The organism is Rhizobacter sp. (genome assembly GCF_032229685.1).
Taxonomy (GTDB): domain Bacteria; phylum Pseudomonadota; class Gammaproteobacteria; order Burkholderiales; family Burkholderiaceae_C; genus LMDS01.
The window spans coordinates 41,168-64,417 of sequence record NZ_JAVTWP010000010.1; the positions used below are offsets into that span (position 1 = coordinate 41,168).

Annotated in this window: 22 protein-coding genes; 8 read left to right on the forward strand and 14 right to left on the reverse strand. The window is 66.6% G+C overall.

From position 1 onward, the window contains the following. The first annotated feature begins 3 nt into the window (after positions 1 to 3). Complete coding sequence (ltnD, locus tag AC30PD_RS03830) at positions 4 to 897, forward strand: L-threonate dehydrogenase (protein ID WP_489534314.1); 894 nt, start codon at positions 4 to 6, stop codon at positions 895 to 897. Here ltnD and AC30PD_RS03835 read toward each other — a convergent pair. Further along, complete coding sequence (locus AC30PD_RS03835) at positions 857 to 1,777, reverse strand: helix-turn-helix domain-containing protein (RefSeq protein WP_489534315.1); 921 nt, start codon at positions 1,775 to 1,777, stop codon at positions 857 to 859. The two genes, ltnD and AC30PD_RS03835, sit on opposite strands and share 41 nt — an antisense overlap. A gap of 185 nt (positions 1,778 to 1,962) precedes the next feature. On the opposite strand from AC30PD_RS03835, the gene AC30PD_RS03840 reads away from it, so the two are divergent. Further along, the gene (locus AC30PD_RS03840; RefSeq protein WP_489534316.1) at positions 1,963 to 3,111 is read left to right on the forward strand and encodes a lactonase family protein; all 1,149 of its coding nucleotides are present in this window, start codon (positions 1,963 to 1,965) and stop codon (positions 3,109 to 3,111) included. A 76-nt stretch (positions 3,112 to 3,187) separates the two neighbouring features. Here the strand turns inward: AC30PD_RS03840 and AC30PD_RS03845 are convergent, their stop codons facing one another. The 13 genes from AC30PD_RS03845 to AC30PD_RS03905 form a co-directional block, all read right to left on the reverse strand. Next, the gene (locus AC30PD_RS03845) at positions 3,188 to 4,417 is read right to left on the reverse strand and encodes an acyl-CoA dehydrogenase family protein (RefSeq protein WP_489534317.1); all 1,230 of its coding nucleotides are present in this window, start codon (positions 4,415 to 4,417) and stop codon (positions 3,188 to 3,190) included. Between the two features lie 106 nt (positions 4,418 to 4,523). Next, entirely contained in the window at positions 4,524 to 4,829 is a 306-nt protein-coding gene (locus AC30PD_RS03850; RefSeq protein ID WP_489534318.1) for a YciI family protein, read from the reverse strand. 5 nt (positions 4,830 to 4,834) lie between these two features. After that, positions 4,835 to 5,704 carry an intradiol ring-cleavage dioxygenase gene (locus AC30PD_RS03855; RefSeq protein WP_489534319.1) on the reverse strand — a complete coding sequence of 290 codons (870 nt, stop codon included), beginning with the start codon at positions 5,702 to 5,704 and terminating at the stop codon, positions 4,835 to 4,837. A 10-nt stretch (positions 5,705 to 5,714) separates the two neighbouring features. Further along, positions 5,715 to 6,710 carry a branched-chain amino acid ABC transporter permease gene (locus tag AC30PD_RS03860; protein WP_489534320.1) on the reverse strand — a complete coding sequence of 332 codons (996 nt, stop codon included), beginning with the start codon at positions 6,708 to 6,710 and terminating at the stop codon, positions 5,715 to 5,717. A gap of 3 nt (positions 6,711 to 6,713) precedes the next feature. Beyond that, positions 6,714 to 7,592: a branched-chain amino acid ABC transporter permease gene (locus tag AC30PD_RS03865; RefSeq protein WP_489534321.1), complete on the reverse strand. Its 879-nt coding sequence runs from the start codon at positions 7,590 to 7,592 to the stop codon at positions 6,714 to 6,716. Between the two features lie 5 nt (positions 7,593 to 7,597). Next, complete coding sequence (locus AC30PD_RS03870) at positions 7,598 to 8,299, reverse strand: ABC transporter ATP-binding protein (protein WP_489534322.1); 702 nt, start codon at positions 8,297 to 8,299, stop codon at positions 7,598 to 7,600. Next, positions 8,296 to 9,015 carry an ABC transporter ATP-binding protein gene (locus AC30PD_RS03875; RefSeq protein ID WP_489534323.1) on the reverse strand — a complete coding sequence of 240 codons (720 nt, stop codon included), beginning with the start codon at positions 9,013 to 9,015 and terminating at the stop codon, positions 8,296 to 8,298. Before AC30PD_RS03875 ends, AC30PD_RS03870 begins: the two co-directional genes overlap by 4 nt. A 6-nt stretch (positions 9,016 to 9,021) precedes the next feature. Beyond that, positions 9,022 to 10,278, reverse strand: coding sequence for an ABC transporter substrate-binding protein (locus AC30PD_RS03880; protein ID WP_489534324.1), 1,257 nt, complete (start codon positions 10,276 to 10,278; stop codon positions 9,022 to 9,024). A gap of 51 nt (positions 10,279 to 10,329) precedes the next feature. Further along, the gene (locus AC30PD_RS03885) at positions 10,330 to 11,388 is read right to left on the reverse strand and encodes a maleylacetate reductase (protein ID WP_489534325.1); all 1,059 of its coding nucleotides are present in this window, start codon (positions 11,386 to 11,388) and stop codon (positions 10,330 to 10,332) included. Positions 11,389 to 11,395: 7 nt separating this feature from the next. Next, positions 11,396 to 12,865, reverse strand: coding sequence for an aldehyde dehydrogenase family protein (locus AC30PD_RS03890; protein ID WP_489534578.1), 1,470 nt, complete (start codon positions 12,863 to 12,865; stop codon positions 11,396 to 11,398). A 106-nt stretch (positions 12,866 to 12,971) separates the two neighbouring features. Beyond that, a complete protein-coding gene (locus AC30PD_RS03895) occupies positions 12,972 to 13,979 on the reverse strand; it encodes a hydroxyquinol 1,2-dioxygenase (RefSeq protein ID WP_489534326.1) in 1,008 nt (335 codons plus the stop codon). 27 nt (positions 13,980 to 14,006) lie between these two features. Further along, positions 14,007 to 14,516: a cupin domain-containing protein gene (locus AC30PD_RS03900; protein ID WP_489534327.1), complete on the reverse strand. Its 510-nt coding sequence runs from the start codon at positions 14,514 to 14,516 to the stop codon at positions 14,007 to 14,009. Positions 14,517 to 14,654: 138 nt separating this feature from the next. After that, positions 14,655 to 15,599, reverse strand: a complete 945-nt coding sequence (locus AC30PD_RS03905; RefSeq protein ID WP_489534328.1) for a LysR family transcriptional regulator — start codon at positions 15,597 to 15,599, stop codon at positions 14,655 to 14,657. 222 nt (positions 15,600 to 15,821) lie between these two features. Between AC30PD_RS03905 and AC30PD_RS03910 the strand changes: the two genes are divergently transcribed. The 6 genes from AC30PD_RS03910 (at position 15,822) to AC30PD_RS03935 (ending at position 23,245) form a co-directional block, all read left to right on the forward strand. Next, on the forward strand, positions 15,822 to 16,112 hold the full coding sequence (locus AC30PD_RS03910) for a co-chaperone GroES (RefSeq protein WP_322342648.1): 291 nt from the start codon (positions 15,822 to 15,824) through the stop codon (positions 16,110 to 16,112). A 15-nt stretch (positions 16,113 to 16,127) separates the two neighbouring features. Then, complete coding sequence (groL, locus tag AC30PD_RS03915) at positions 16,128 to 17,783, forward strand: chaperonin GroEL (protein ID WP_489534329.1); 1,656 nt, start codon at positions 16,128 to 16,130, stop codon at positions 17,781 to 17,783. A 242-nt stretch (positions 17,784 to 18,025) separates the two neighbouring features. Next, on the forward strand, positions 18,026 to 19,048 hold the full coding sequence (xylF, locus tag AC30PD_RS03920; RefSeq protein ID WP_489534330.1) for a D-xylose ABC transporter substrate-binding protein: 1,023 nt from the start codon (positions 18,026 to 18,028) through the stop codon (positions 19,046 to 19,048). A gap of 19 nt (positions 19,049 to 19,067) precedes the next feature. Next, positions 19,068 to 20,234 (forward strand): sugar ABC transporter permease, encoded by a 1,167-nt coding sequence (locus AC30PD_RS03925; RefSeq protein ID WP_489534331.1) that lies wholly within the window; start codon positions 19,068 to 19,070, stop codon positions 20,232 to 20,234. A 13-nt stretch (positions 20,235 to 20,247) separates the two neighbouring features. Beyond that, the gene (locus AC30PD_RS03930) at positions 20,248 to 21,012 is read left to right on the forward strand and encodes an ATP-binding cassette domain-containing protein (RefSeq protein WP_489534332.1); all 765 of its coding nucleotides are present in this window, start codon (positions 20,248 to 20,250) and stop codon (positions 21,010 to 21,012) included. Positions 21,013 to 21,067: 55 nt separating this feature from the next. Beyond that, complete coding sequence (locus AC30PD_RS03935) at positions 21,068 to 23,245, forward strand: DUF1631 family protein (RefSeq protein ID WP_489534333.1); 2,178 nt, start codon at positions 21,068 to 21,070, stop codon at positions 23,243 to 23,245. The last annotated feature ends 5 nt before the right edge of the window (positions 23,246 to 23,250 follow it).

A 23,250-nucleotide genomic window follows, 5' to 3' on the forward strand; every position in this document is an offset into this window, starting at 1 on the left:
CCCATGACGGAAAAGAACATCGGCGTGATCGGCCTCGGTGCCATGGGCAAGGGCATGGCGGCTTCGCTGCGCCGCGCCGGCTACCACGTGCACGTGTGCGACGTGCGCCCCGAAGGCGCCACCGCCTTCGCGGCAGAAGGCGGCACCGCCTGCGCGAACCCGGCCGAGCTGGCCGCGAAGTGCGGCGTGGTGGTGAGCGTGGTCGTCAACGCCGCGCAGACCGAAGCCGTGCTCTTCGGCGAGCACGGCGCCGCCGACGCACTCGCGCCCGGCAGCGTGTTCGTCATGTGCTCGACCGTCGACCCGAATTGGTCGGTCGCGCTCGAAAAGCGCCTGGCCGAACGTGGCGTGCACTACCTCGACGCGCCGATCTCGGGCGGCGCCGCCAAGGCCGCGAGCGGGCAGATGACGATGATGACTTCGGGCCGGCCCGAGGCGTATGCCAAGGTGGGCGGCGCGCTCGACGCGATGGCCGCCAAGGTCTACAAGCTCGGCGACGCCGCCGGCCCCGGCAGCAAGGTCAAGATCATCAACCAGTTGCTCGCCGGCGTGCACATCGCCGCCGCCGCCGAAGCCATGGCGCTCGGCCTGCGCGAGGGCGTGGCGGCCGAAGCGTTGTACGAGGTCATCACGAACAGCGCCGGCAACAGCTGGATGTTCGAGAACCGCATGGCCCACGTGATCGCGGGCGACTACACGCCGCTCTCGGCCGTCGACATCTTCGTGAAAGACCTCGGCCTCGTGCTCGACACGGCCCGCGCGAGCAAATTCCCGCTGCCGCTTTCGGCCACCGCGCACCAGATGTTCATGCAGGCGTCGAGCGCGGGGTACGGGCGGGAAGATGACTCGGCGGTGATCAAGATTTTTCCGGGGATCGGGTTGCCGGCGAAGAAGTGAAAGGCTGAGCGCTGCTGCGCTGACGCGCGGGCGTGGTGCCGAGCCGCCGGCGCATCAGTTGTGTCATGTGCTGCTGGCTCGCGAAGCCACAGGCCGCGGCGATGTCGGCCAGCGTGTGCGTGGAATGGTGCAGCAGGTGCACCGCGCGCTCGAGCCGGAGCTGCAGCACGAATTGATGCGGCGGCGAGCGGGTCGCGCTGGTGAAAGCCTGCGCGAATCGGTTGGGCGAAAGACCCACCACGGCCGCGAGCTCCGGAACAAGCAGGCGCTGATCGAGCCGGTCGGTGATGTAGTCGGTCAGGCGGGCCAGCAAGGCCGGCGTCAGCGGATTGCTTCTTGTCGGCCCGCCACACACCTGCCGCCGTGCGACACGAGCGAGGATCAGCCGCGCCAGGCTGTCGATGGCCTCGGCGCCGAAGGCCTGCCGGTCGGCAAGCTCGGCTGCCAGCAGGTCGAACAAGGCGCCCGCCCCGGCCAGGTTCACGTTCAGCAAGGGCACGGCGTCTGCAAGCAGCCCGCCCCAGGCCTCGCCGTCGGGGTGGTCGAAGGCCCGGGGGTTGAAATAGATGTTGATGTGCCGGCTGCTGCTGGCCTTGTGCCAGGTTGCACTGGCGCCCGCCGGCGTCAGGAACAACGAATGGCGCCGCGCGACGTAAGTGCGCGAGGTGTCTCCTTCCACATGACCCACGACGCGCGATGGCGACAGGTTGATCGACAGTCGGGCCACATCGAGTGGCGGCACCGTGAATGCATAGGCCGGCGACTCGTACAGCGCGACGGCCAGCGCGTCGGGGTGCACCAGTGATTGCGTCGTGCGGCCGCCGGCGCGTGCAAGCTGACCACCGTAGATGCGCACGCCGTTGCCGATCGCTTCGACCATCTGAGTGAGGCGCTCGCGCGCTGTTGTGAACCCTGCCGCTTTGTCGTGAACAGGCTGGCGCTCTTACGCCTGCGCGATGTCACGAAAAGAACGCCATCTTTCGCAGCGCCCGGTGGCAAACATGCAAGACCCGCGCTCGACTGCATGCGGCAATGCGCACTCCCATCAACATCAGGAGTGAATCCATGAATCGTCGATCATTCAGCCGCAGCGTGGCCGCCGCGGGCATCGGAATCGGGCTGGGCGCCAGCGAAGTTCGCGCGCAGTCGCGTGCAGACGCCACGCTCTTGTCGGGCACATCGCGCGGCGAAGAAGGCGGCATGCGCAGCGGAAAGATATTCACCACGAGCAACAGCGCGGCAGGCAACGAACTTCTCGTGATCGGGGCCGACCCGAACGGAACCCTGGCGCTGCTCGTGCGCTACCAGACCTTCGGCCTGGGCTCCGGGGCCGGGCTGGGTTCGCAGGGCGCCGTCACCCTGAGTGACGACGGCCGCTACCTGTTCGCCGTGAACGCGGGCAGCAACACCGTCTCGACCTTCGCCTTGCGCGCGGGCGCCCTGACACTCGTGTCGCTGCACGATTCCGGCGGCCTGCATCCGATCAGCGTGGCCGAGCGCGATGGGGTCGTCTACGTGCTGAACGACGGCGGTGCCGGCAATGTGGCCGGCTTTCGCAACGAACGCGGTGTGTTGCGCCCCATCGCGGGCAGCCTGCGCCCGCTGTCGGCAGCGGGTGGCACCGGCCCTGCTCAGGTGGGCATCGGCCCGGAAGGCGATGTGCTCGTGGTCACCGAGAAGACCACGAATCGGCTGGTGACCTTCGCGCTCTCGAACAACGGGCGCGCGGGGCCGCCGCAGGTCAGCGCGTCGGCGGGGATCACGCCGTTCGGCTTCGCGTTCGACGGGCGCAACCGCCTGTTCGTCAGCGAAGCGCCGGGCAGTTCGCTGTCGTCGTACCGCTTCGACGACCGTGCTCCGACGGGGCCGGTGCTCGTCAGCGCGGCGGTGCCCAACGGGCAGGGTGCGGCCTGCTGGGCGGCCACCACGCCGAATGGCCGCTTCGTCTACACCGGCAACGCCGGCACCAGTTCGATCAGCCAATACGCGACCGACCGCCGCGGCGGCGTGACGCTGGTCAACGGCGCCGCGGGCAGCACGGTGGGCGGTGGTGCCGGTGATCTTGCGATCGCGTCGCACGGCCGCACGCTGAGCATCCTTGCGCCGCGCACCGCCGCCGTGTTCAGCTTCTCGCTGGGGGCCGACGGCGCGCTCGCTCCGTCCGGCTCGGTCGCGGGCCTGCCGTCGACCGTCGTGGGGCTGGCGGCGAACTGAGTCCCGACCCGCGTCGGTCGCTCGAAGCCGACGCCCGGCTCGCCCCCCGCCGGCGAGCCGACACTTCCTCTTCCTGTTACGCGTAAGCCGCCAGTTCCCGCTTGGCAATCGCGTTCCGGTGCACCTCGTCGGGCCCGTCCGCCACGCGCAAGTGCCGCTCGTAGGCGTAGTAGCCCGTCAGCACCGTGTCCTGGCTCAGGCCCATCGCACCGAACGCCTGCATGGCCCAGTCGACCACCTTCACGCAGTTGTTCGGCGTGAGCACCTTGATCATCGCGATCTCGTTGGCGGCCACCTTGTTGCCCACCGTGTCCATTCGGTACGCGGCGTTCAGCACCATCCAGCGCGACTGATCGATCAGCATGCGCGACTCGGCGATGCGCTCGCGCCAAACGCCCTGGTCGGCCAGCTTCTTGTGGAACGCGGTGCGTGACACGAGCCGCTGGCACATGAGTTCGAGCGCCGCTTCGGCCATGCCGATCGCGCGCATGCAGTGGTGGATGCGCCCCGGCCCGAGCCGGCCCTGCGCGATCTCGAAGCCGCGGCCTTCGCCGAGCAGGATGTTCGAGACCGGCACGCGCACGTTGTCGAACGTGATCTCGGGGTGGCCGAACGGCGGGTCGTACACGCCGAGCAGCGCCATGTCGCGCACGATCGTCACGCCAGGCGTGTTCTTCGGCACCAGGATCATCGACTGCTGTTGGTGGCGATCCGCATTGTCAGGGTCGGTCTTGCCCATCAGCACGAAGATCTCGCAGCGTTCGTTCATCGCGCCGGTGATGTACCACTTGCGGCCGTTGATCACGTATTCGTCGCCTTCGCGGCGGATGCTGCACTCGATGTTGGTGGCGTCGCTCGAAGCCACGTCGGGCTCGGTCATCGCGAACGACGAGCGGATCTCGCCATTGAGCAGCGGCACGAGCCAGCGCTCCTGCTGCGCCTTCGTGCCGTAGCGCGCCAGCACTTCCATGTTGCCGGTGTCAGGCGCAGAACAGTTGAAGATTTCAGAACACCAGTAGCGCCGGCCCATGATCTCGGCGAGCGGCGCGTATTCCAGGTTCGTGAGGCCGGTGGTGGTGTGCGTGTCACCCGGGTGCGGCGGCAGGAACAGGTTCCACAGGCCCTGCTCGCGCGCTTTGGCCTTCAGCTCGGCCATCATCGGCAGCTCGGCATAGGCGCGGCCGGCCTTCGCGTTGGCCGCCAGCTCGGCTTCGTGGCGCGCTTCGTTCGGGTAGACGTGCTCAATCATGAACTTCTGCAGACGCTCGCGCAGCGCGATCACTTTCGGGGGGAAGTCGAATTCCATGGTCCGTCCTTGCTTGTGTGTGGCAGGCAAGATAACCAGTGAAAGCTGCAGGCGCTGTCTTTCGCGCGACAGTCGCGGCCGCGACAGGCCGAGCGTTTGTGCCAGATCAAGCCGCGATGTCGGGCCGCCCCAAACCCCAGTTCCACGGCCGCACTTCGACCGTGGCGTAGACCTGCGCGAGCTGGTACGGGTCTTCGGCCACGAAGCGGCGCACGGCTTCGATGTCGTCGGCTTCGACGACGAGCAAGGAGCCGTTCATCGCGCCGGCGTCTTCGCTCAGCGTCGGGCCGCCGAGCAGAACTTTCACCCGGTGTTCGCCGGGGTTGCGCAGGCGCGCACGGTGCGCTTCACGGACACGCTCGCGCTCGGGCAAGGCGCCGATGCGGTCGGTGGCCCAGACGGCGTAGTACATCGCGTTCAACCCGCCGCGCTGGCCAGCACGAAGGTCTGCGCCAGCGTGTAATACGGGCCGCTCATCGTGCTGCCGTCGGGCGCCGTGCCGCTCTCGTGCCGCACGAAGTCGCCGATCAGCGACGAGCGCACGCCGAACACCACATCGGATTCGAGGTACTCGTCGCCCTCGCGGAAGATGTGCGTCGTCAGCGTTTCGAAGCCCTCGGCCTTGATCAGGAAGTGCACGTGCGCCGGCCGCCATGGGTGCCGGCCGGTGGCGAGCAGCATGCGGCCCACCGGCCCGTCGGTGGGCACCGGGTAGGCCGTCGGCGTGATGCTGCAAAAGCGCACCCTGCCCTGCGCGTCGCTGCGCAGCACGCCGCGCGCGCGGCGTGTGTCACCGAGCTCGGCGCGCTGCACGTCGTACAGGCCGTCGTCATCGGCCTGCCACACGTCGACCTCGGCGTTCGCGATCGGCGTGCCATCTGCCGACACGACCCGCGCGTCCACGAACAAGGGCGTGCCCGGCGCGCCGCCGCTCAGGTCGGCGCCTTGCTCGACCAGCGGCGCATCGGCCACGTGGAACGGCCCGAACACGGTGGCTTCGGTCGCGCCCGCCGGCTTGGCGTTGTTCTGCGCCACCACCAGCATCGACAAGCCGAGCGTGTCCGAGAGCAGGATGAATTCCTGGCGTTTGGCATCGCACATCTGGCCCGTGGTGGTGAGGAACTGAATGCCCTGCATCCATTCTTCTTCGGTCAACGCCACCTCACGCGCAAAGCTGTGCAGGTGGGTCACGAGCGAACTCATGATCTGCTTCAGGCGCGGGTTGTCGCATTCGGAGAGCCGCGCCATGAAGGCCGGCGTGATCGTGTGCTGGTCGATGTTGCGCATGGGCAGTTCCTCAAAGTTTCAGCGTGCGCCGGGTCGGGAACAGCGAGAGCCCGAAGCGTTGCTGTGCCCAGCCCCACAAGCCCTGCTTGAAATAGATGGTGACCACGATGGCGAGCAGCCCCAGGCCCAGCAGGTACCAGGTGCCGTAGTCGCTGAAGAACTTGTTCAGCGCCCAGAAGATCAGCGCGCCGACGATCGGCCCTTCGATGCGGCCGATGCCGCCGATCACGACCATGAAGATCGCGAACGCCGTCCAGTTCACGCTGAACGCGGCGTCGGGGCTGATGCGCAGGTTGCCGACGAAGTAGAGCGCGCCGGCCAGCCCCGCGCCGAAGGCCGCGACCACGTAGACCGCGAGCTTCATGCCCCGCACGTCGATGCCTTGCGACTCGGCCGCCACCTCGTTGTCGCGGATCGCCAGCAGCGCGAGCCCGCGCTTGCTCCGCAGGAACAGGTAGACCAGCGCGATGGAAGCGACCACGCACACCAGCGCCATCCAGAAAGTCGCGTTCTCGCGCGTCGCCTTCTCGATGCCACGCAGCGCCGTGAGGCTGGTGCCAGAACCACCACCCACGGCCGAGACGTTGGCGAAGCTCAGGCGGAACACCTCGGCGATGACCCAGGTGCCGATGGCGAAGTAGCCCCCCTGCAAGCGGAACGCGACGAACGAAACCGGCACCGCGATCAGCCCGGCCGCGATGGCCGCGAGTGGCACGGCGACGAACGGGTTCACGCCGGCGAAGTTGCCCAGCATCAGCATCACATAACCGCCGAAACCGAAGAACGCCTGCTGCCCGATGCTGACCATGCCGCCGTAGCCGGCGAGCAGGTTCCACATCATCGCGAAGATGAAATAACACGCGATCTCGACGAACTCGCGCATCCACGACGAGCCGCTGCCTTCTGGCGCCCACAGCGGCAAGGTGGCGCCCACGAGCACGAGCAGCACGCCAGCGACCAGCGCGGCGCGGCTGCTGCGGTTGTTGCGGATCACCTGCAGCGTCATCGGCTACCTCGTCTTCGGGAACAGGCCTTGCGGGCGGAAGACCAACACGGCCAGGAACACGATGTGGCCGAACCAGATGCCCCAGCCCGGGTCGAGCCGAAAGCCGATCTGCTGCGTGATGCCCAGCAGCAGCGCGCCGAGCAGCGTGCCCCAGAACGAGCCCATGCCACCGATGATCACGGCCTCGAACGCGAACAGCAGCAAGAGCGGGCCGTCGGAGGGCGACACTGTCGTGCGCATCGCCTGCAGTACGCCGGCCACCGCGATCAGCGTGAACGCGATGGCGGTGGCCAGGGCGTAGACCTTGTTCGAGTTCAGGCCCATCAATTCGGCGATCTCCTTGTCGTCGGACACGGCCCGGAATGCGCGGCCGAGCCGCGTGCTGTTGAACAGCCACTGCAGGGCCGCCGTGGCGGCGACCGCCACGCCGAAGATCAGCAGCGGCAGCACGCCGATCGCCAGCCCGCCGGGCAAGGCGAGGCTCTCGGTGTTCAAGCCCGCCGTTTCGATCGAGCGCGGGTCGGCGCTGAACAGTTCGAGCAGCAGGTTCTGGATCACGATCGACAAGCCGAAGGTGACGACGAGCGACGGCAACGGGTCGCGGCCGAGCGTGCCGTTGAGGACGTGGCGCTGCAGCAGGTAGCCGAAACCGAAGGCGAGCGGCAACAACAGCAGCATCACGATGAAGGGCGTGAACATGTTCTGCGGCCCGGTCGAGGCGAACAGGCTCATGCCGGCAATCGCGGCGAAAGAACCGAGGATCACGAAGTCGCCCTGCGCCGTGTTCGTCAAGCGCATCACCCCGAACATCAGCGACTGGCCGAGTGCGAACAGGCAGTACAGGCCGCCGAGCAGCACCCCTTGAAGAAGAGTTTCGACCATGCGGTTCAGACGCCGAAGTAGGCCTGCGAGACCTGCTCGCGGCTGAGTTCGCCCGATGCGCCCTGCAGCGACACGCGGCCTTCCTGGAAGCAGTAGATGCGTTGGCTCACGCGCTGCGCCATCACCACGTCTTGCTCGACGATCACGACCGTCATGCCTTCGGCGCAGATGGCCGGCAGCGCGTCGTAGATCTCCTTGATGACGATGGGTGCCAAGCCCAGGCTGAGTTCGTCGCAGAGCAACAGCGCCGGGTTGCTCATCAGCGCCCGGCCGATCGCGACCATCTGCTGCTGGCCGCCCGAGAGCGAGGTGCCGGGCAGGCGGCGTTTCTGCTCGAGGATCGGGAAAAGCTTGAACAGACGCTCGAGGCTCCAGGGGCCGGGGCGCTTCGCGAAGGCGCCCATCAGAAGGTTCTCTTCAACGCTCAGGCTGGGGAACAGGCGCCGGCCTTCGGGCACGAGCGCGATGCCGCGCTGGACGATCTCGCCCGGCGGCCGGCCACCGATCGCCTCGCCCTTGAACACGATCTGCTCGGCCTTCGTCTTGACGAGGCCCGTGACCGCTTTCATGAAGGTGCTCTTGCCCGCGCCGTTGGCGCCGATGATCGCGACCATCTCGCCTTCGCTCAGCTCGAAGTCGATGCCGAACAGCGCCTGCGCGTCACCGTAGAAGGCGGTGAGGCCGGAGGCACGTAACAACGCGCTCATGCTTCCATGCCCATATACACACGCCGCACTTCGGCGTCGTCCATCACCGCACGCGGTTCGCCCTCGGCGAGCTTTTGCCCGAAGTTGATGACGAACAGGCGGTCGGCGATCGACAGCAGTGCGTGCACCACGTGTTCGATCCAGATCATCGTGACGCCTTGCGCCTTGATGCGCTGCAGCTCTTCGACCAGCTGTTTCGCTTCATGCTCGGTCAGGCCACCGGCGATCTCGTCGAGCAGCAGCAGCTTGGGGCGCGTGGCGAGCGCGCGCGCGAGTTCGAGGCGTTTGCGGTTGAGCAGCGTCAGGCCGCCTGCCGCCTTGTTCGCGTGTGGCATCAACCCCGTCTGCTGCAGCACCTGGTGCGCCGTCTCCCAGGCCTCGTGCTCGGGCTGGCCCCCGCCGAAACAGGCGGCAGTCACGAGGTTCTCGAACACGCTCATGTTGCCGAAGGGCTGCGGCACCTGGTAGCTGCGGCCGATGCCAGCACGACAGCGCTGATGGGCCTTGAGCGGCGTGATGTCGCGCGCTTCGTACTGCACGCTGCCGGCGTCGCAGCGCACATCGCCCGAGATCAGGTTGAAGAGCGTGGTCTTGCCGGCGCCGTTCGGCCCGAGGATGCCGAGCGTCTCGCCCTCGGCCACCGCGAGCGAGATGTCGTCGGTGACCTTGAGCGCGCCGTAGGACTTGCTGACCGATTGCAGCGTGAGCAAGGCCACGGCAGGTCAGATCAGCTTGATCGAGCCGCCGGTCGGGATGTTCTTCGCGGCTTCGTTGTTGACGATGGTCAGCTCGACCTTGTACTTCGTGCCCTTGTTCCACTGGCCGAGCACCAGCGGTGTCTTGCTGACGTTCTTGAACGGCCCGCCGCCGCCCCATTTGACCGGGCCGACGACGGTGTTCATGGCGGTCGCCGCGACCGCGTCGCGCACGTCTTTCGCGCCCACGCCCTTGCTGCGCTTGAGCGCGTCGGCCGCCACTTCGAAGAGTGCGTGGGCGAAGCCGATCGGCTGCGTCCACTGTTTCTTCGTGCTGGTTTCGTACGAGTCGGCCAGGGCCTTCGCGCTCTGTTTCGTGAGCGACGAGGTGAACGGGTGCGACGGGCTCCACCACACCTCGGTCGTCAGGCCGTAGCCCAGATCGCCGAGAGCCTCGATCGCACCGGGGAACAGCAAGGCCTTGCCGAGCGTGATGACCTTGGGCTTGAAGCCCTGCTGCTTGGCCTGCGTGAGAAAGGTCTTCGCGTCGGGCGGGATCACGACGCCGGTGACGATCTCGACGCCGTCTTTCTTGAACGCGGCGATCTGCGCGCTGAAGTCCTGCGTGCCGTTCTGGAAGCGGCCCGGGTCGGTGAGCGTGTAGCCCATGCCGGCGAGCGGCTTCGGGAAGCCGAGCTCCTTGTCGCCCCAGGCGTTGCCGTCACCGTCGTTCGGGAACAGGCCGCCGACCTTCTTGTTCGTGGCGACGCTGTTCCAGCCATTGGTGAAATTGGCGATCACGTCTTCGAGGCCCCAGAACATGTGGTACGTGAAGTTGAAGCCTTTCGCCGGGTCGCCCTTGCGGCCGAAGAACCAGGGCTGCCAGGGCACGACGCTCGAGATGCACGGCACTTCGTTCAGCTCGCACACATCGCTCACCGGGTTCGCGGTCTCCGGCGTGCCGGCGGTGAGCATCAGCGCCACCTTGTCTTTCAGCACCAGGTCGTTGGCCACTTCACCGGCGCGGTTCGGGTTCGACTGGCTGTCTTTCAGAACGATCTGCACCGCGTACTTCTTGCCGCCGATCGTCAGGCCGTCCTTGAACGCCGTTTTCATCTGGTCGATGACCCACTTGTCGGCCTCGCCGAAGGGCGCGAGCGGGCCGGTCTGCGGGGACACGTAGCCGATCTTGATCGTGTCGGCGGCGAAGGCGTTCTTCGATGCGGCCAAGGTCGCGGCAGCGGCGGTCAGGCCTTGCACGAAGCTTCTGCGGTTCAGGGTCATGGCTTGTCTCCTGGGGCTGTTGTTGTGGGGAAGAAATCTTTGCAGCGCGGATCAATCGGGGCGTGTGCCCTCGAACGCGCGCTGCAGCAGTTCACGGATCGCGGCGCGCTCGAGCGGGCGCGGGTTCGGGTAGGGCGTCTGCACCGCGATGTCGGCGGCCTGGTCGAGGCCTTCGGCGGTCATGCCGATGTCTTTCAGCGCGGTCGGTGCGTGGTGTGTCTTGGCCAGATCGAACACGCCCGCCGCGGCGCTCTTGGCGCCGAGCGCACGGGCGATGCGCTGCATGGCTTCAGGCGCAAAGGCCGCGTTGTAGGCCAGCGCGTGCGGCAGTACCACGGTGTGCACTTCGGCATGCGGCAGGTTGAAGCTGCCACCGAGCGTGTGGCACAGCTTGTGGTGCAGGCCGACCGAGACGGCGCCGAGCACGCTGCCGCAGAGCCAAGCGCCGTAGAGCATGTCGGCGCGCGCTGCCAGGTCCTTCGGGTCGAGTGCCAGGCGCGGCAACGCGGCGGCCGTGGCGCGGATGCCCTCTTCGGCCATCATCGAGATGATCGGGTTGCCATCGAACGCGTACAAGCCTTCGGCCGCATGCGCGATCGCGTTCAGGCCGCTCGTGACGGTCATGCCCAGCGGCAAGGTCAGCGTGAGCTCGGGGTCGTAGATCACGGTGCGAGGCAACACGCGCGCGTCGCGCCCGGTCTTCTTCAAACCACCTTCCGTCACGCCGTAGATCGTGGTCATCTCGCTGCCGGCGTAGGTCGTCGGGATCGCCAGGATCGGCAGGCCCGATTCGAGCGCGATCGCCTTGCCCAGGCCTGTGGTCGAGCCGCCGCCGATCGCCACGGCGCAGTCGGCGCCGAGCCGCTTCGCTTCGAGGCGCGCTTCCCGTGCCGATTCGATCGGCACATGCATCACGGCCTGGGCGAAGATGCCGGCAGCGCGGTCGCCGAGCAGCTCGGCCACGTGGCGCGCGCTGGCGGCCTGCTCTGGCGTCGACAGGATCAGCGCGCGCCGCGCGCCGAGCGCGTCGATCTCGCGGGCCAGGTGCTGCAGGGCGCCGGCGCCGAAAACGACGCGTGACGGGTTGGATTGGTAGGTGAAGGCGTTCATGCCACGATCATGCACGCGGATACCAGGGCGGGATCTGCGCGTCCACATTGACCCACACGCTCTTGACCTGCGTGTACTCGCGCATCGCCTCGAAGCCCATCTCGCGGCCGTAGCCGCTCTGGCCCACGCCGCCGAACGGCGAGCCGGGGTTCACGCGCTTGTAGCTGTTGACCCAGACCATGCCGGCGTGCATGTCACGCGCCATTCTGTGGGCTCGCTGCAGGTCGCGTGTCCAGAGGCCGCTGCCCAGGCCGTAGTCGGTGCTGTTGGCGATCGCCATCGCCTCGGCATCGTCCTTGAAGGTGAGCACGGTGACGAAGGGGCCGAAGACTTCTTCCTGCGCGATGCGGTCCTTGAAGCCACGCGCTTTCACGATCGTCGGCTCGACATAACAGCCGTCCGCCAGTTCGCTGGCCGCAGGCCCCTTGCCACCGGCCAGCACCTCGCCGCCCTGCTCTCGCGCCACGTCCACGTACGCGAGCACGCGGTCTCGGTGCATGCGGCTGGTGAGCGGGCCCATCTCGGTGCTCGCGTCGAGCGGGTTGCCGAGCTTGATCGACTTCGCGAGGGTGATGAACTTGTCGAGGAATTCGTCGGCGATCTTCTCCTGAAGAATGAGCCGCGAGCCGGCGATGCAGGCCTGGCCCTGGTTGTGGAAGATCGCCCAGGCCGAGCCGTTGACGGCGGCCACAAGGTTCGCATCGTCGAAGACGATGTTGGCGCCCTTGCCGCCGAGCTCGAGCTGCACCTTCTTCAGGTTGCCGGCGCTCGCCTGCACGATGCGCCGGCCCGTGGCGGTGCTGCCGGTGAACGCGATCTTCGCCACGCCCGGGTGTTCGGCAAGGTACTGGCCCGCCACCGACCCGAGGCCCGGAACGATGTTGACCACGCCGTCGGGCATGCCGGCTTCGCTCATCAGCTCGGCGATCTTCAGTGTCGACAGCGGCGTGATCTCGGCGGGCTTGAGCACAATGGTGTTGCCGGCCGCGAGCGCCGGCCCCATCTTCCAGCTCGTGAACATCAGCGGAAAGTTCCACGGCACCACTTGCCCGACGACGCCCAGCGGCTCACGCATCAGGTAGTTCAGGAAGCCGGCCTCGACCGGCACCACGTCGCCCTGCAGCTTGTCGGCCATGCCGCCGAAATAACGGAAGCACGCTGCGGTGCGCGGCACGTCGAGGTTGCGCGAATCGCGCAGCGGGTGGCCGGTGTCGAGCGACTCGAGGCGGGCCAGTTCTTCGGCGTTGGCTTCGATCAGGTCTGCGAGTTTGAGCAGGATGCGGCCGCGGTCGGCGGCCGCCATGCGGCTCCACGCGGGGAAGGCTTTCGTGGCAGCGGCCACGGCCTTGTCGACATCGGCGTGGCCCGCCATCGCGACCTCGGCGATCACCGAGTTGTCGTGCGGGTTCAGCGTGGCCTGCGTCTCGCCCGATTCGGCGTCGACGAATCGCCCGCCGATGAAAAGCTGGTGCCGTATCGGTGTGCGCAAGCCCACCGCGGCCTGGATGTCCGCGAGATTCATGTCGGTTCGCTCCGGGGTGGCCGCGCGGTGCGCGGCGCAGTGTGTGTGTGCGGTCAGCGCGTCAGAACTGCACCGGCACTTCGGGGCTTTCACCCTTCTGGATCTCGTAGACCAGCGAAGGTGAGCCGTTCTCCCACACCAGCAGCATCGAGCGCTTCGGGCTGTAGCCCTGGTGGCGGCAATAGGCCGGCATGGCGGCCATGTCGCCGGCCTTCATGATCACGCGGGCCAGCGGCTTGCCGGTGGTCTTGTCGGCGCAGTCCCAGTGGATCTCGTCGCACATCTGGAAGAACCATTCGACGCGGTCGTTGGCGTGGATGATCGGCAGGATGTGCTCTTCGGTCGTCGGGCACATGAAGCTGTACTTCACGACCGAGGTGAAGCTCGGGTTCCAGGTGACCTGCGAGCGCGACAGGAACGCGAACAGGTTGAAAGCGTGCACCTCGTTCTCGAAGCCCGGCTCCGGGTGCAGCTCGGGCTGGTCTTGCGGCACGTCGGCAAAAGCGCGGTTGATCGGCGCGCCGCGCGCGTCGCTGCGCAGGTTCAGGTCGTCTTTCAAGCCGACGCAGCGGGTGGCGAGCTCGCGCGCGCGGGTCAGCTTCGGCGTGTTGCTGCCGTTCTTGCGGCCGTAGGGCGAGCCGGTTTCCTGCGGGGCCGAGAACGGGTCGAAGGTCTCGTTGGTCCAGTCGTCGAGCATCGCCGCGAAGGTGGCGGCGATCTGCGGGGTGGGAAAGTTCTCGAGCAGGTCGACGCCGGCGGTTTTCATCGTCGCGTTGAAAGTGCCGGCGTACATGTCGACGGTGCTGTAGTGGTTGGTGGTGCCGAACACATGGTCGAAGTTGACACCGCCGTAGAAGAAGCCCCAGGCCACGTCGCGCATCAGGGCGCGCAGGAAGTTGGCGGCGTCCATCGTGTGGCTGAGCGGCCGGCCGTCGCGCGTTTTCCAGCTGATGTGCGCGAAGTATTCGTCGCGGCGGAAGTTGAAGCTGCCGAGCGTGAAGCTGCGGTAGCCGAGCGCCGCGTCGGGTTCGCTCTGGATCACTTCGACGAGTTTTTCGGGTGCGTTCATGGTGTTGTCTCCGGTGAGCGTGGCAAGTCAGACCGTTTGGCAGATGTCTGCCCAACGCTCGATCGACAACTCGCCCTTGCAGGTCTGCTGCACCAGCACCGCAGGCCTCGCAGCGCGGAACTGGTAGGCCGTGTTCTTCGGCAGCATGGCCTGGTGGCCGCGCTTGATCTTCATCCAGCCCATCTTCTGGCCACGCGGTTCGCCTTTCACCAGCACCGCGCCGTTGTGGTTCTCGTCGGGCACGGTCTGCTCGGCGTCGAGCTTGATCAGGTGGATCTCGACATCGCCGTCCATGCTCAGCGTGAACTCGTCGTGCGCGCACGTGTACCAGGGCGAGTGGCCTTCGGCGCGAATCGTTTCCAGCACATAGATCTGGTTCTGGCCGAAAACCACCTTCTCGTAAGGTTTGGCCTTTGAGGCGATCTCGAAGCAGTTCGAGAAGGCGTAGTTCTTGACGTTGTCGTCGATCATCTGCACGCCGCCTTTTTCAAAGCGGTCGATCGATCCGAACACGGTCTTGTAGGCGGCTTGTGTCATTCGATATCTCCTGCTGAAGCGCGTGAAGCGAAGTCTAGAAAGCCACCCGCCATGCGGGTAGAGGCCGAAGATCGACAGGATTGTTCGGAATTTCAGAACAACGTGCGGGAATACCCGAGCCCCGCGGCGCGGCCCGGTCTACGCGATCACGCCCTCGGCCAGCAGGCCACGCCCGATCAGCGCCTGGTCCCATGGCGGCACGCCCGAGAAACTGGCCGTCAGCACCTCGAGAAACAGCTTGAGCTTGAGCGAACTGCGCACGGTGGTCGGGTAGAACACCGAGAGCCAGAACGAGCTCAGCAGGTACTCGGGCAGCACCAGAAGCAGCTCGCCCGACAGCACCGACTCCGAAGCCACCAGCGTGGGCACACACACGATGCCGGCGTGTTCGAGCGCGTATTCGCGCAGCAAGTGAACGCTGTTGGTCAGCAGCACCGGCTTCAGTTCGAGTGCGACCTGTTCGCTGCGGCCGTGAAAGACGAGCCGCTCGCGTGTGGGGTAGCCGGAATACCAGCCGATGCGGTGGCCGGCCAGATCGCTCGGGTGGCGCGGTGCGCCGAAACGCGCGATGTAGTCGGGCGAGGCGCAGAACACACGCCGCACCGGGAACAGCTTTCGTGCGATCAGCTCTTCGGAGCCGGGCGGAAAAATCTGCAATGCGCAGTCGAAGCCTTCTTTCACCGGGTCGATCACCGCGTCGCTGACGACCAGTTCGAGCACGATCTGCGGGTAGCGTGCCTGGAATTCCTGCAGCAGCCGCGCCAGATGGCCGAGCACGAAACCCGGCAAGGCGTGAACCCGCAGCCGGCCGACCGGCGAGGTGCCCACTTCGCGCATCTGGTCGACCACCTCGTTCGTGCGGCCGACCAGCTCGGAGCAGTCACGCAGAAAGGCCTGGCCGAGCTCGGACAAGCGCACGCTGCGCGTGTTGCGGTGGAGCAGCGGCGCGCCGACGAACTCTTCGAGCTGCTGGATGCGCGCGGTGACGACCGAGCGCGAGACCCGCATCTGGCGGGCCGCTTCGGCGAAGCTTTGCGATTCGGCGACGCGCACGAAAGCGTCGATGGCGAGAAAGCGGTCCATGGGTGCGAAAAGACTCCCGGGCGATGCACTGGCAGCGCATTGTGCGCATGTCTTGAAACTTGGAGGCGCGACCCTATAATCTGCTTGCTAGCACTCGCAATTGCTGAGTGCTAACGGCCTTGGCGGCGGTTGATACCGCCGCTTTCGCTTCAAGTGATTGGGTGCTTACATCGCATCCATCCAAAGCCAAAGCTCAATTCGAGTTCATTTCAAGGAGATGCTATGAAACTTCGTCCTTTGCACGATCGCGTGATCGTCAAGCGCCTGGAACAAGAAACCAAGACCGCTTCGGGCATCGTGATCCCCGACAACGCCGCCGAAAAGCCCGACCAGGGTGAAGTTCTGGCCGTCGGCCCGGGCAAGCGCAGCGACAAGGGCGACTTCATCGTTCTGAACATCAAGGTCGGCGACCGCGTTCTGTTCGGCAAGTACAGCGGCCAGACCGTCAAGGTCGATGGCGAAGAACTGCTGGTGATGAAAGAGGATGACCTCTTCGCCGTGGTCGAGAAGTAATCAGGAGAACACAAAATGGCAGCAAAAGACGTAATTTTCGGCGGCGAAGCCCGCGCACGCATGGTCGAGGGTGTGAACATCCTGGCCAACGCCGTCAAGGTGACCCTGGGCCCGAAGGGCCGCAACGTGGTGCTCGAGCGTTCGTTCGGCGGCCCGACCGTGACCAAGGACGGCGTGTCGGTGGCCAAGGAAATCGAGCTGAAGGACAAGCTCCAGAACATGGGCGCGCAGATGGTCAAGGAAGTTGCTTCCAAGACCAGCGACATCGCCGGTGACGGCACCACCACCGCCACGGTGCTGGCCCAGGCCATCGTTCGCGAAGGCATGAAGTACGTGGCCGCGGGCATGAACCCGATGGACCTGAAGCGTGGCATCGACAAGGCCGTGTCGGCCCTGGTCGAGCAGCTCAAGAAGCAGTCGAAGCCCACCACCACGAGCAAGGAAATCGCTCAGGTCGGCACGATCTCGGCCAACAGCGACGAAGAAGTCGGCAAGATCATCGCCGAAGCGATGGACAAGGTCGGCAAGGAAGGCGTGATCACCGTCGAAGACGGCAAGAGCCTGAACAGCGAACTCGAAGTCGTCGAAGGCATGCAGTTCGACCGCGGCTACCTGTCGCCCTACTTCATCAACAACCCGGAAAAGCAGACCGCCGTTCTGGACAACCCGTTCGTGCTGCTGTTCGACAAGAAGATCAGCAACATCCGCGACCTGCTGCCCACGCTGGAGCAAGTGGCCAAGAGCGGCCGCCCGCTGCTGATCATCGCCGAAGAAGTCGAAGGCGAAGCGCTGGCCACGCTGGTCGTGAACACGATCCGCGGCATCCTGAAGGTCGTGGCCGTCAAGGCGCCGGGCTTCGGTGACCGCCGCAAGGCCATGCTGGAAGACATCGCCATCCTGACCGGCGGCAAGGTCATCGCCGAAGAAGTCGGCCTGACGCTCGAGAAGGTCACGCTGGCCGATCTGGGCCAGGCCAAGCGCGTCGAAGTGGGCAAGGAAAACACCACGATCATCGACGGTTCGGGCGCTGCAGGCGACATCGAAGCACGCGTCAAGCAAGTGCGTGTGCAGATCGAAGAAGCCACCAGCGACTACGACCGTGAAAAGCTCCAGGAACGCGTGGCGAAGCTGGCCGGCGGCGTGGCGCTGATCAAGGTCGGTGCCGCCACTGAAGTCGAAATGAAAGAGAAGAAGGCCCGCGTCGAAGATGCGCTCCACGCAACCCGTGCTGCCGTCGAAGAAGGCATCGTGGCCGGTGGTGGCGTGGCGCTGCTGCGCGCCAAGCAAGCGGCCGGTGCGATCAAGGGCGACAACGCCGACCAGGAAGCCGGCATCAAGCTGGTGCTGAAGGCCATCGAAGCGCCGCTGCGCGAGATCGTCTACAACGCCGGCGGCGAAGCCAGCGTGGTCGTGAACGCGGTGTTGGCCGGCAAGGGCAACTACGGCTTCAATGCAGCCAACGACACCTATGGCGACATGATCGAAATGGGCATTCTCGACCCGACCAAGGTGACGCGCACTGCCCTGCAGAACGCGGCCTCGGTCGCTTCGCTGATGCTCACGACCGAAGCCATGATCGCCGAGGCCCCGAAGGAAGAAGCCGCTGGCGGCGCCGGCGGCATGCCCGGTGGCATGGGCGGCATGGGTGGCATGGGCGGTATGGACATGTGATGTTATTCAGGCAGTTCGCTGCCTGAACAACTCGGGGCGTTCGAACATCAGCCGCTGGCGGCCGATGTTCAACTTCCCGGGAACTCGAAAAGGGCCACCTTCGGTGGCCCTTTTTTCGTTCGGCTCGTAACCTTGTTGTCGCTGCTCCCCGGAGTTTCCCGCGTGCGTGCGGCACGGGCTCCCGATAGATTCGCTGCTCCGAACAACAAGCAGCCGCGTCACGCGGCGCGAGGAGACACCGAATGAAACTCAAGCTTCAACTGACCGTCGCTGCGCTCGGCATGAGCGCGCTCGGCGCCTTTGCACAAACCGTCGTCGGCGTGAGCTGGTCCAACTTCCAGGAAGAACGCTGGAAGACCGACGAGGCCGCCATCAAGGCGCAGTTGGAGAAGGCCGGCGCCAAGTACATCAGCGCCGACGCTGCCGGCTCGCCCGAGAAGCAGCTCGGCGACATCGACGGCCTGATCTCCAAGGGCGCGAAAGTGCTGATCGTGCTCGCGATGGACAAGGACGCGATCCTGCCGGCGGTGAACAAGGCCAACAAGCAGAAGATCCCGGTCGTCGCCTACGACCGCCTGATCGAAGCGCCCGGCGTTTTCTACATCACCTTCGACAACAAGGAAGTCGGCCGCATGCAGGCGCGCGCCGTGTTCGCCGCGCAGCCCAAGGGCAACTACGTGATGATCAAGGGCTCGCCGACCGACCCGAACGCCAACTTCCTGCGTGAAGGCCAGCAGGAAGTGATCGACGCGGCGGTGAAGAGCGGCGCCATCAAGATCGTGGGCGAGGAATACACCGAAGGCTGGAAGCCCGAGGTGGCGCAGAAGAACATGGAGCAGATCATCACCAAGAACGGCGGCAAGATCGACGCCGTGGTGGCGTCGAACGACGGCACGGCCGGTGGTGTGGTGGCGGCGCTCAGCGCCAAGGGCATCAAGGGCATTCCGGTGTCGGGGCAAGACGGCGACCACGCCGCGTTGAACCGCGTGGCCATGGGCTTGCAGACCGTGTCGGTCTGGAAAGACGCGCGCGACCTCGGCCGCGAAGCCGCTGCGGCGGCGGTGGCGCTTGCCGCGGGCAAGAAGCCCGAAGGCTCGGCCTCGTGGAACGGCGGCGAGAAGAAGATCGCGCTCGACTCGCGCTTCCTGAAGCCCGTGCCGATCACGCGCGACAACCTCGACCTGGTCGTGAAGGCCGGCTGGATCAAGAAGGAAGCGCTCTGCAAGGGCGCCACGGGCGACAAGGTGCCGGCCGCCTGCAAGTGAAGCGCTGAGCAGCACGCCCATGCGCCACGCCGTCGACTGGCGCCTGATGCTGATGGGCGCGGTGCTCGTCGGCATCGGCATCGTCTTTCACGTGCTCTCGGGCGGCATCTTCCTGTCGCCCGAGAACCTCTACAACATCGCGCAGCAGACGGCCGTGGTCGGCATCGTCTCGACCGTTGTCGTGCTCGTGATCGTGGCGCGCCACATCGACCTCTCGGTCGGTTCGGTGATGGGCTTCGTCGGCGTGTTGGTCGCCTACCTGCAGTACACCTCGGGCTGGTCGTGGCCGGCGGCGTGCCTCGCGGGGCTGGCGGTCGCGATCCTCGTTTCGCTCTACCAAGGTTCGCTCACGGCGGTATTGGGCGTGCCTTCGTTCGTGGTCACGCTCGGCGGGCTGATGTCGTTCCGCGGCGCGGCTTTTCTGGTCGCCGACGGCAAGACGCAACCGGTCTCGGACGACTTCTTCCTGAGCCTGGGCGGCGGTTACGACGGCGCGATCGGCGTCGGCCCGAGCTGGGTTCTGGCGGCGGTCGTGAGTGTCGCGCTCGTGCTGATGGTCGCGAACAAGCGCCGCGTGCAGCGCAGCTACGGCGTGCCGGGCAACGCGCTGTGGATCGATGCGCTGCTGGTGGCCTTGCCGATCGTGATCGTGGTCGGTTTCGTCGCGGCGATGAACGCGTACCAGATCCCGAACAAGAGCGCGCCACAGGGTGTGCCGATCCCGGTCTTGATCTGGGCCGCGGTCGCGCTCGTGCTGTCTTTCATCGTCAAGCGCACGCGCTTCGGGCGTTATGTCTTCGCGATGGGCGGCAACCCGGACGCCGCCGCGCTCGTCGGCATCCCGGTGCGGCGCGTCACGCTGATGCTGTTCGTGCTGCTGGCGGTATTGATCACGATCGCGGCCATCGTTTCGGTGGCGCGGCTGAATGCCGGCACCAACTCGCTCGGCACGGGCATGGAGCTCTACGTGATCGCGGCGGCCGTGATCGGCGGCACGGCGCTGGCCGGTGGCAGCGGCTCGATCCTCGGTTCGGTGCTGGGGGCGCTGATCATGCAGTCGCTCGACAGCGGCATGCTGCTGCTCGACGTGTCGATCGGCAAGCGCATGGTCATCATCGGCCAGGTGCTGATCGCGGCCGTGGTGTTCGACGTGCTCTACCGGCGCTGGACCGGCGAAACACAATGAAGGTCGGCACCTCATGACCGCGCCGCTGGTCGCGCTGAAGAACATCCGCAAGGCCTTCGGCGGCGTCGTCGCGGTCGACGACGTGAGCGTGAACCTGCATCCGGGCGAGGTGGTCGCATTGCTCGGCCACAACGGCGCCGGCAAGTCGACGCTGATGAAGATGCTCGCCGGCGCTTACCCGATCGACTCGGGCGACGTGATGATCCGCGGCGAGAAGGTGCACATCCGCACGCCGTCGGATGCGCAGGCCCAGGGCATCGAGACGATCTACCAGACGCTGGCGCTCGCCGACAACCTCGACTCGGTCGCCAACCTGTTTCTCGGCCGCGAGATCGTGACCCCGTGGCGCACGCTCGACGACCACCGCATGGACGCCGAAGCGCGCAAGGTCTTCGCGCGCCTGAACAAGAACTTCACCAACATCCGCGTGCCGGTGCGGCGGCTTTCCGGCGGCCAGCGCCAGGTGGTCGCCATCTCGCGCGCGCTCTACTTCAACGCCCGCATCCTGATCATGGACGAGCCCTGTGCCGCGCTCGGGCCTGAAGAAACGCGGATGGTTGGCGAACTGGTCAAGCACCTGAAAGCCGAAGGCGTGGGCATCTTCCTGATCAGCCACGACATGCCCGATGTGTTCGGCCTCAGCGACCGGCTCGCGGTGATGAAGAACGGCAAGATGGTCGGCACCTACAACACCGCCGACGTGAACGAAGACGAAGTGCTGGGCATGATCATTCTCGGCAAGCGCCCGGAAGGCAAAGCCCAGTCGGAACGGGCCTGACGGGGCCGTGCCCCGTGCCGCCTAAAATGCGGCTCACTTACTGCACGGGCCTCCCATGCCGATCGCACCCTTGCTGCAGCGTTTTGTCGACGATGAACTGGCGCGCGCGCCGGCCTTGATCGAGCGCACGCTGGCGGGCACGCTGCAACTGCTGCGCAATTCCAACGACAACACGCTGCACGCCAGCGAGCGCGGCCTGTACTTCGCGCTGGTCGAAGCGCTGCAACGCTCGTCAATGGCCTACCAGAGCGGGTTCGTGGAATCGCTGCGCCTGCTCGTGCAAGACGCGCTCAGCGAACAGCAAGGCGGCTGGGCGCCCGGCGCGGCCGGTGGGCTGGGCACGCTGGAGCTGATGGACGAGTCGCGGGTCGAGGTCGACATCGAGATCTCACGCGCGATGCAGCTGATCGACGGCACCGCCGAGTGGGAACTGCGTGAACTGCAGACCTTCACCTCGACTTTGCTCGGGCAAACGCACGTCAGCGCCGACTCCAACCCGCTGCGCCCGCTGCTCTATGCCACCGCGCTGTGGGACGCGGCCTGCCTCGTGGTGCCGACGCAGGTGCACCGGGCCACGTTGTTGCGCGTGTCGGCAGGCGTGACCGCCGGGCTGCTGAAGAACGCGTGGGCTGCCGCGTGCACGCGGCTCGAAGCGCAGGGCGTGGTGCCGAGCATCTACCGCACCGTGCTGCTGGCGCCGGGCGACGTGCCCGAGCGGCGGCCCGACTTCGCCGGCGTGCCGCAGCCCGGCGCCATGGCGGCGCTGCTGGCCAGCATGCCGACCGGCTCGGCCGGCGAACGCCCGGGTGCAAGCGGCGCGCCGGCCTCGTCGGGCCGCACCGCGCCCGCCACCGCCGGCAGCCTGGGTGCTGAATTCGAACAGGCCCTGTCACGCCTCGACGAACTGCTGCGCCACCTGCCCGCACAACCCGCGGCCGCGTCGAGCGAAAGCGCGGCCGGGCTTTCCAAACGGCTGACCATGCACCGCGCGGCGCTGGTGGCCAGCGCGTCGGCCAGCACCGACCGCCAGATCATCGAGCTGATGTCGCGCGTGTTCGACGCGCTCGTCGCCGACCCGCTGCTGCGCCCGGAATACCGCAATGTGCTGGTGCGGCTCCAGGTGCCCGCCCTGCGGGCAGCGTTGAGCGACCCGCAGGTGCTCGGCACGAACGACCATGCGCTGTGGATCTTCATCGACCGCGTCGGCCAGGCCTGCGCGCTGTTTCCACAGCCGGCCGATCCGCGCGCGCAGGCGCTGCTCGACTGCTGCGAAGGGCTTGCCGAAGAGCTGGCGCAGGCCGGCGCGGCCAGCGCCGAGGCCTGGCGCGGCGCCTGGGGCAGGCTGGGGCTCTTCCTCAGCGAACAACTGCAGTCGCAGCTCCACGCGGCGCAACCTGCGCTCGAAGCGCTGCAGCGTTCCGAACGGCGCGAGCTGCTCGAGCAGACACTCTCGAAGCGGCTCGTCGACCAGATGGTGCCGATGCGCACCAGCCCACCCGTGCGGCGCTTCGTCACCGGCGCCTGGGCCAAGGTGATCGCCGAAGCGATGCTGCGCTTCGGCGAGCAGGCCGAGCCGACACGGGGCTACATCAAGCTCGTCGACGAGCTCTTGTGGAGCGTGCAGTTGCCCGACCACCCGCAGAGCCGGCAGCGTCTGCTGACGCTGCTGCCCACGCTGCTTCAGCGCCTGCGCACCGGCATGGCGCTGATCTCGCTGCCTGCCGCCGAACAGCAGGCCGTGCTCGACGAACTGATGAACATCCACACCGAGGCCCTGCGCCCGGGCACCCGCGGCGGCGCCGCCGCACTCACACCCGAAGAAATCGTGCAGCGCATGCGCGACGAAGTATTGCCGCCGACCACCGGCCACGGTGCGTTCAGCGATTCGGTGATCGACCTGTCGTCGATGGAAACCGTGCCGGCCGAGATGCTGCCGACACAGCCCCACGAAGACGAGGCCGACGACCCGGGCAAACGGGTCGAAGCCTTGCGCGCCGGCGACACGCTGCGCTTGTTCCTGCGGGGCCGCTGGACGCGGGTCCAGCTGCTCTGGCGCAGCGACCGCAGCCTGTTTTTCCTGTTCGCCGACGAGGTGCCCGAGCGCACCCACTCGATCACTCGGCGCGCACTTGAGCGGCTGGGGTCGGCCGGTTTGCTGCAGCCGATGGAAACCAGGTCGCTGGTGCAGCGTGCGACCGACAGCCTGATGCGCGAGCTGTCGCTGAACGACTGAAGGGG